At 71.0% G+C, this 6,662-nt stretch carries 8 protein-coding genes; 1 reads left to right on the top strand and 7 read right to left on the bottom strand.

All coding sequences use genetic code 11. The annotated features are described in order from the left end of the window. The 7 genes from C5H89_RS16290 to C5H89_RS16260 form a co-directional block, all read right to left on the bottom strand. A partial coding sequence (locus C5H89_RS16290) for a response regulator (RefSeq protein ID WP_162799424.1) occupies positions 1 to 415 on the bottom strand: 415 nt, incomplete at its 3' end. A gap of 97 nt (positions 416 to 512) precedes the next feature. Beyond that, positions 513 to 1,943: an adenosylhomocysteinase gene (gene ahcY, locus C5H89_RS16285; RefSeq protein WP_104108040.1), complete on the bottom strand. Its 1,431-nt coding sequence runs from the start codon at positions 1,941 to 1,943 to the stop codon at positions 513 to 515. A gap of 110 nt (positions 1,944 to 2,053) precedes the next feature. Next, positions 2,054 to 3,049, bottom strand: a complete 996-nt coding sequence (locus C5H89_RS16280) for a DUF808 domain-containing protein (protein ID WP_104108039.1) — start codon at positions 3,047 to 3,049, stop codon at positions 2,054 to 2,056. 89 nt (positions 3,050 to 3,138) lie between these two features. Then, complete coding sequence (locus C5H89_RS16275; RefSeq protein ID WP_104108038.1) at positions 3,139 to 4,179, bottom strand: SIS domain-containing protein; 1,041 nt, start codon at positions 4,177 to 4,179, stop codon at positions 3,139 to 3,141. 13 nt (positions 4,180 to 4,192) lie between these two features. Next, positions 4,193 to 4,357, bottom strand: coding sequence for a Trm112 family protein (locus tag C5H89_RS16270; protein ID WP_104108037.1), 165 nt, complete (start codon positions 4,355 to 4,357; stop codon positions 4,193 to 4,195). Next, a complete protein-coding gene (locus C5H89_RS16265; RefSeq protein ID WP_104108036.1) occupies positions 4,357 to 5,748 on the bottom strand; it encodes a phosphomannomutase/phosphoglucomutase in 1,392 nt (463 codons plus the stop codon). The genes C5H89_RS16270 and C5H89_RS16265 overlap by 1 nt, the downstream gene beginning before the upstream one ends. Positions 5,749 to 5,779: 31 nt before the next feature. Next, complete coding sequence (locus C5H89_RS16260; protein WP_104108035.1) at positions 5,780 to 6,151, bottom strand: DUF3499 domain-containing protein; 372 nt, start codon at positions 6,149 to 6,151, stop codon at positions 5,780 to 5,782. A gap of 49 nt (positions 6,152 to 6,200) precedes the next feature. Between C5H89_RS16260 and C5H89_RS16255 the strand changes: the two genes are divergently transcribed. Next, complete coding sequence (locus tag C5H89_RS16255; protein ID WP_240181917.1) at positions 6,201 to 6,662, top strand: metallopeptidase family protein; 462 nt, start codon at positions 6,201 to 6,203, stop codon at positions 6,660 to 6,662.

Genomic DNA, 6,662 nt, shown 5'->3' with positions numbered 1-6,662 from the left:
CGGTCAGCGTCTCGGAGGTGGGCACGTCGAAGCGCCGCATCCGGGCCCGGATGCGCGCCACCAACTCCTTGGGCTTGAAGGGCTTGACCACGTAGTCGTCGGCACCGGACTCCAGCCCGACCACCACGTCGATGGTGTCGCCCTTGGCGGTGAGCATCACGATGGGGACCCCGGACTCAGCCCGGATCTCCTTGCACACGTCGATGCCGTCCTTGCCCGGCAGCATCAGGTCCAGCAGCACCAGGTCGGGGCGGTAGTCGTGGAAGGCGGCCAGCGCGGCGTCGCCTCGGGTCACCATCTGGCTGTCGAAGCCCTCCTGGCGGAGCACGATGGTGAGCATCTCGGCCAGCGATGCGTCATCGTCGACGACCAGGACCCGTCCCCGGGTCGGCGGATCGACCGCAGGTTGACTCATAACCACCATTGTGCCAGTCAACAGGCCGAGGGGACGAAGCAAGGGCGCCCCCTTGCGGGGACGCCCTTGCGCGCCGTCCGTCCGGACGGCGGGGTGCTCAGTAGCGGTACTGGTCCGACTTGTACGGGCCCTCGACCGGGATACCGAGGTAGTCGGCCTGGCTCTGGCTCAGCTCGGTCAGGCGAACACCGAGGCTGTCGAGGTGCAGCCGGGCGACCTCCTCGTCCAGGTGCTTGGGCAGCACGTAGACGCCGACCGGGTAGTCCTCGGGCTTGGTGAAGATCTCGATCTGCGCCAGCACCTGGTTCGTGAACGAGTTCGACATCACGAACGACGGGTGCCCGGTGGCGTTGCCCAGGTTCAGCAGGCGGCCCTCGGAGAGCACGATGATCGCGTTGCCCTCGGGGAAGGTCCACACGTCAACCTGCGGCTTGACGTTCTTGCGGACCGCCACGCCGTCGGCCTCGAGGCCGGCCATGTCGATCTCGTTGTCGAAGTGGCCGATGTTGCCCAGGATCGCGTTGTGCTTCATGCGGCTCATCTGGTCCACGGTGACGACGTCCTTGTTGCCCGTCGCGGTGATGATGATGTCGGCCACGTCCAGGACGTTGTCCAGGGTGTCGACCTGGTAGCCGTCCATCGCCGCCTGCAGGGCACAGATGGGATCGATCTCGGTGACGATGACGCGGGCACCCTGGCCGCGCAGCGACTCCGCACAGCCCTTGCCGACGTCCCCGTAGCCACAGACCACCGCGACCTTGCCGCCGATCAGCACGTCGGTGGCCCGGTTGATGCCGTCGATCAGGGAGTGGCGGCAGCCGTACTTGTTGTCGAACTTGGACTTGGTGACCGAGTCGTTGACGTTGATCGCCGGGAACAGCAGCGAGCCGTCCCGCATCATGTCGTAGAGGCGGAGCACACCGGTGGTGGTCTCCTCGGTGACGCCCTTGATCTCGGCGGCGATCTTGGTCCAGCGGTCGGAGGAGTTCTTCAGCGACTCGGTGAGCGCCTCGAAGATGATCTTCTGCTCACCGGACGCGGCCGTGGCGGGGTCCGGCGCGACACCGGACTTCTCCATCTCCAGGCCGAGGTGCACCAGCAGCGTGGCGTCACCCCCGTCGTCGAGGATCATGTTGGCGAACGACGAGCCGGGCCAGTCGAGCATCTGCTGGGTGCACCACCAGTACTCCTCCAGCGTCTCGCCCTTCCAGGCGAAGACCGGCACACCGGCCGGGGCGTCGGGCGTGCCCGTCGGCCCCACGACGATCGCGGCGGCCGCGTGGTCCTGGGTCGAGAAGATGTTGCAGGAGGCCCAGCGCACCTCGGCGCCCAGGGCGACCAGGGTCTCGATGAGCACTGCGGTCTGGATCGTCATGTGCAGCGAGCCGGCGATCCGGGCTCCTGCCAGCGGCTTGGCGTCGCCATAGCGCTCCCGCATGGCCATGAGGCCGGGCATCTCGTGCTCAGCGAGCTGGATCTCTGTGCGACCGTAGTCGGCCAGGCTCAGATCGGCGACCTTGAAGTCCATGAACTACCCCTCCGGAGTGCGTGCGCACGTGGGTTCGTGCGTGTCGACGAGCGTAGGACCGGGCGCGGAGAAAGGCCGAATCCACGATGTCGGCGCTGGTGGGGAGTGCGTCAGGGCGCCGGGTCCGGCGCGGAGTCGGTCCCGTCGCCGGACTCGTGGGGGTCCTCGTCCGAGCCGTGCCCGAAGGGCAGCAGGTGCATCACCAGCACCGCCACAGCGCCCCACACGATGCCGACCAGGGCGGAGAAGGCGGTGTTCACCAGCCAGCCGATCGCCCCGCCGGCGAAGGTCACCGCGTCGTGGGCGGCCTCCTCCAGGTGGTGCACGAACTCGTACGGCGAGTGCCAGCCGAGGTCGTCGGCGCCCACCAGGAGGATGTGCCCCCCGACCCAGAGCATCGCCACGGTGCCCACCACGGAGATGGTGGCGAGCAGCTTGGGCATGGCCTTGACCAGCCCGAGGCCGAGCTTGCCCACGAGTCCGGTGCTGCGCCCGGCGAGGTGGAGCCCCACGTCGTCCATCTTCACGATCAGCGCCACGACGCCGTACACCAGGAGCGTGATGAACAGGGCGACGACGATCAGGATCGCGGCGCGGGCCAGGAACGGCTCGTCGGCGACCTCGTTGAGGGCGATCACCATGATCTCGCCGGACAGGATCAGGTCGGTGCGCACCGCACCCGCGACCATCGTCTTCTCCTGCTCGGGGCCGATCTCGGTGGCCAGCACCTTCTTTTCGTGCTTGTCGTGGCCGGCCAGCTTGGCCCACACCTTCTCGGCGCCCTCGTAGCACAGGTACGTCCCGCCGAGCATCAGGATCGGGGTCAGCAGCCAGGGCGCGAACTGGCTCAGCAGCAGGATGGCCGGCAGGATCAGGATCAGCTTGTTGCGCACCGAGCCGATCGCGATCTGCTTGATGATGGGGAGCTCGCGCTTGGCGGCCAGCCCGTGCACGTACTGGGGGGTGACGGCGGTGTCGTCCACCACCACCCCGGCAGCCTTGGCGCTGGCCCGGCCGGCGGCGGCAGCCACGTCGTCCACCGACGCGGCGGCCATCCGGGCCAGGACCGCGACGTCGTCCAGGAGCGCGAAGAGACCGCCGCTCATCGCAGAACCGCAGCAGGTCGGGTCGCACCAGCGGGCTGGCGGGGCACACGGAGGCTCGTCACGCGCAGAAGGGTACCCGCGCAGGCCTCTCAGTCGGTGACGAGCCCGATCTGCAGGTACGCCGCGGCGTAGCGCCCGTGCAGCACCAGGGACGCGTAGCGCGCCAGCTCGGTCGAGGTGGCCGCGTCGTCACAGGTGACGGTCTCCACGCGAACCCCACGTGAGGCAGCCTCTGCCTGCAGCCGGGACCGCTGCTCGCGGACGTAGGGCTCCTCGGTGCCGTCGTCGAGCACGAGCAGCAACGGCCGTCGCTCCGCGGTGCCGTCGGCCACCGGGTCGTCGAAGAGGTTGTGCGGCCGCGCCGCCTCGAGCACCGGCAGCAGGTGCTCGGCGTCCCCCGCGATCGCGGAGGTCCCGGAGGCACGACGGATGGACTCCGCCACCCGGCGGGCCGCCCGGGCGGCGAGCACCGACCCGCCCCAGAGGACCGGCGTGGTGTCGGCCAGGGCGATGGAGAGCATCTTCGCGGGGTTGACCGCCAGGTCCCGGTGCGGGGAGCACGCCGCCGCGACGCCGTCGAGGGCGTCCGCGACCTCCTCGGTGTCCACCCGCGGCCCCAGGTGCACCCGGTCCAGGTAGTCCAGCACCACCACGGCAGCGGCCAGCTGGTCGGTGGTGTGCACCGGCAGCACGGTGCTCCAACGTCCGGCGGCGTGCTCGGCGACCGAGGACCGCGGCGGGCAGGCCACCACCACCTGGGCGCCTCGCCGCACGGCCTCGGCGACCGCGAACGAGGCCCCCTCCCCCGAGCCGTCCGGGGCCAGCATCACCACCAGGTCCAGGCTGCCCACCCACCCGGGAAGCCCGGGCCCCGCCCAGGCGACGAACGGCACCGGGCACCAGGGCTCGAGCACCGCCCGCAGCAGCCGGGAGTCGGGTCCGGCCGCCACCACCGCTCGGGGGCGGTTGGTGTCGGCGGCCCGGTGCGCGGCTTGGGTCAACGGCACCTCCACGTCCGCGACCTCGCGGCGCACCCGGGCCCCGGACTCCGCGAGGCCCCGCAGCAGCGGGTCCGCGGCGGTGAGCACCGAGGGGTCGTCGAGGCGGGACTCCTCGAACCAGGTGGTCATGTGCCGGTGGCCCTCAGGCCGGCTTCCGGGCCTCGTCGACCAGCAGCACGGGGATGTCGTTGCGCACGGGGTAGGCGTTGCCGCACCCCGAGCACACCAGCTCCTCGTCCTGTGCCGCGAGGGCTCCGTGGCAGGCGGGGCACACGATGATCTCGAGAAGTGCCGGGTCCAGGTTCATCACTTGCTCCTGATGGTGGTGAGTACGTCGTCGCGGACGCCTGCCATGGTGGCCTCGTCCTTGCCCTCGGCGTTGAGGCGCAGCAGCGGCTCGGTGTTGGAGGCCCGGACGTTGAACCACCAGTCGGCGTGGGTGACGGTGAGTCCGTCGAGGTGGTCGACGGTGACACCGTCGCGGGCCGAGTACTGGGTCTCGAGCCTGGCCAGCACTGCCGCCTGGTCGTGCACGGTGGAGTTGATCTCGCCGCTTGCCGGGTAGCGCTCGTAGCGGGCCAGCAGCTCCGAGAGAGTCCCCTCGGTCTCGGCCAGGGCGGCCAGCGCGTGCAGCGCGGCCAGCATCCCCGAGTCCGCCCGCCAGAAGTCGCGGAAGTAGAAGTGGCCGCTGTGCTCGCCGCCGAAGATGGCGTCGGTCTCGGCCATGGTCGCCTTGATGAAGGAGTGGCCCACCCGGGTCCGCACCGGGGTGCCCCCGAGCTCGGTGACGATCTCCGGCACCGAGCGCGAGGTGATCAGGTTGTGGATGATCATCGCGCCGGGCTGCTTGACCAGCTCGCGTGCCGCGATCAGGCCGGTGAGCACCGACGGGGAGACCCCGCGACCACGCTCGTCGACCAGGAAGCAGCGGTCCGCGTCGCCGTCGAACGCCAGTCCGAGGTCGGCCCCCTCCGCCACCACGCGCTCGGCCAGGTCCACCAGGTTCTCCGCCTCGATCGGGTTGGCCTCGTGGTTGGGGAAGGTCCCGTCGAGCTCGAAGTAGAGCGGCACCATCTCGACCTGTCCGGAACCGATCCGGTCGAAGACCACCGGCGCGGTCAGCCCGGCCATCCCGTTGCCCGCGTCCACCACGACCTTGAGCCGGCGGCCCTTGACCGGGGCCAGGCGCAGCAGGTGGTCGGCGTAGTCGGCGAGCACGTCGCGCTCGGTGATGGTCCCGGGGGCGGGACGCTCACCGGAGACCGCTCCCGTGGTGGCGCGCAGCGCGACGAGGTCCCGGATCTCGGCCAGTCCGGTCTCCATCCCCACCGGCGTGGCCCCGGCCCGGCACATCTTCATGCCGTTGTACTGGGCCGGGTTGTGGCTCGCGGTGAACATCACCCCGGCATGACCCAGGTGGCCCGAGGCGAAGTAGAGCTGGTCGGTGCTGGCCAGGCCGATCATCACCACGTCGGCGCCCGCGCCGGCGGCGCCCTGGGCGAACGCGGCGGCCATCCCGGGCGAGCTGGGGCGCATGTCGTGGCCCACGACGACGGTGTCGGTGCCGGTCACCTCGACGAAGGCCTCGCCGGTGGCCCGGGCCAGGGTGTCGTCGAGCTGGTCGGGAACGGTGCCGCGGACGTCGTACGCCTTGAAGATGGCGTCGAGGTTGGCGGGGTCGAGGGTGCCGGCAGACATGGGGGGAGCCTAACGGCACCGAGGCCGACCCTCAGTCCGTGGTCAGCATCCTGAGGTGACCGCGGCGCACGCCTCGCGTGGGATCGTCGCCCTCCTGCTCGGCCGGACGCAGCCGCGGAGCCGGCTCCGGCGGTCGCGCGGCCTCGCGCACCGCGTCGGCCAGGGCCAGCAGGTCGTCTCCGCTAGGACCGTGCGCCGACGGGTCCGGCGCGAGCCGCAGGACCTCCCAGCCACGGGGGGCCGAGAGGCGCTCGCTGTGCTGCTCGCACAGGTCGTAGGCGTGAGGCTCGGCATAGGTCGCCAACGGGCCGAGCACCGCCGTCTGATCGGCGTACACGTAGGTCAGGGTGGCGATCGCAGCACGGCTGCACGCGGTGCGCGAACAACGACGGGCGGAGCTCACGGGGCTGACGTTACCCGGCCCGCGGTCGCAGCCGGACTAGGCTCGCGGCATGGACCCCTCCGCTCCCCACGACGCGCCCATCGCGCCCGCGGCGCGCAGGCGCACCCGGGATCGCCGGGGCCGGGGCATGCGCGGACCGGGTGTGCTTCCCCGCACCCTCGGGACGCCCGCGCTGCGCACCGACCGGGAGCGCTTCGACGCCCTGGTGCTCGACGTGGTCACCATCCTCGACGACCGGTGGCGCGCCGAGCTCGGGCTCGTCGAGTACGCCGTCGAGGACGCACCGCTGGTGCCGGACGACTGGAGCACCGAGACCGTGCCGCTGTCGTCGCTGATCCGCGGCTCGGGGACCACTCCGAGCCGCTTGGTCGTCTTCCGGCGACCTCTGGAGCACCGCTGCGAGACCCGCGAGGAGCTGCGAGCCATGGTGCTCACCGTGGTGGTGGAGCAGGTGGCCGAGCTGCTCGGACTGCCCACCGAGGTCGTCGACCCCCGGTTCGGCAGCGACTGA

Origin of the sequence: Nocardioides sp. 616, assembly GCF_002930065.1 — a bacterium.
In the GTDB taxonomy this organism is placed as follows: Bacteria; Actinomycetota; Actinomycetes; order Propionibacteriales; family Nocardioidaceae; genus Nocardioides; species Nocardioides houyundeii.
This window is presented reverse-complemented; position numbering and strand designations above follow the sequence as displayed.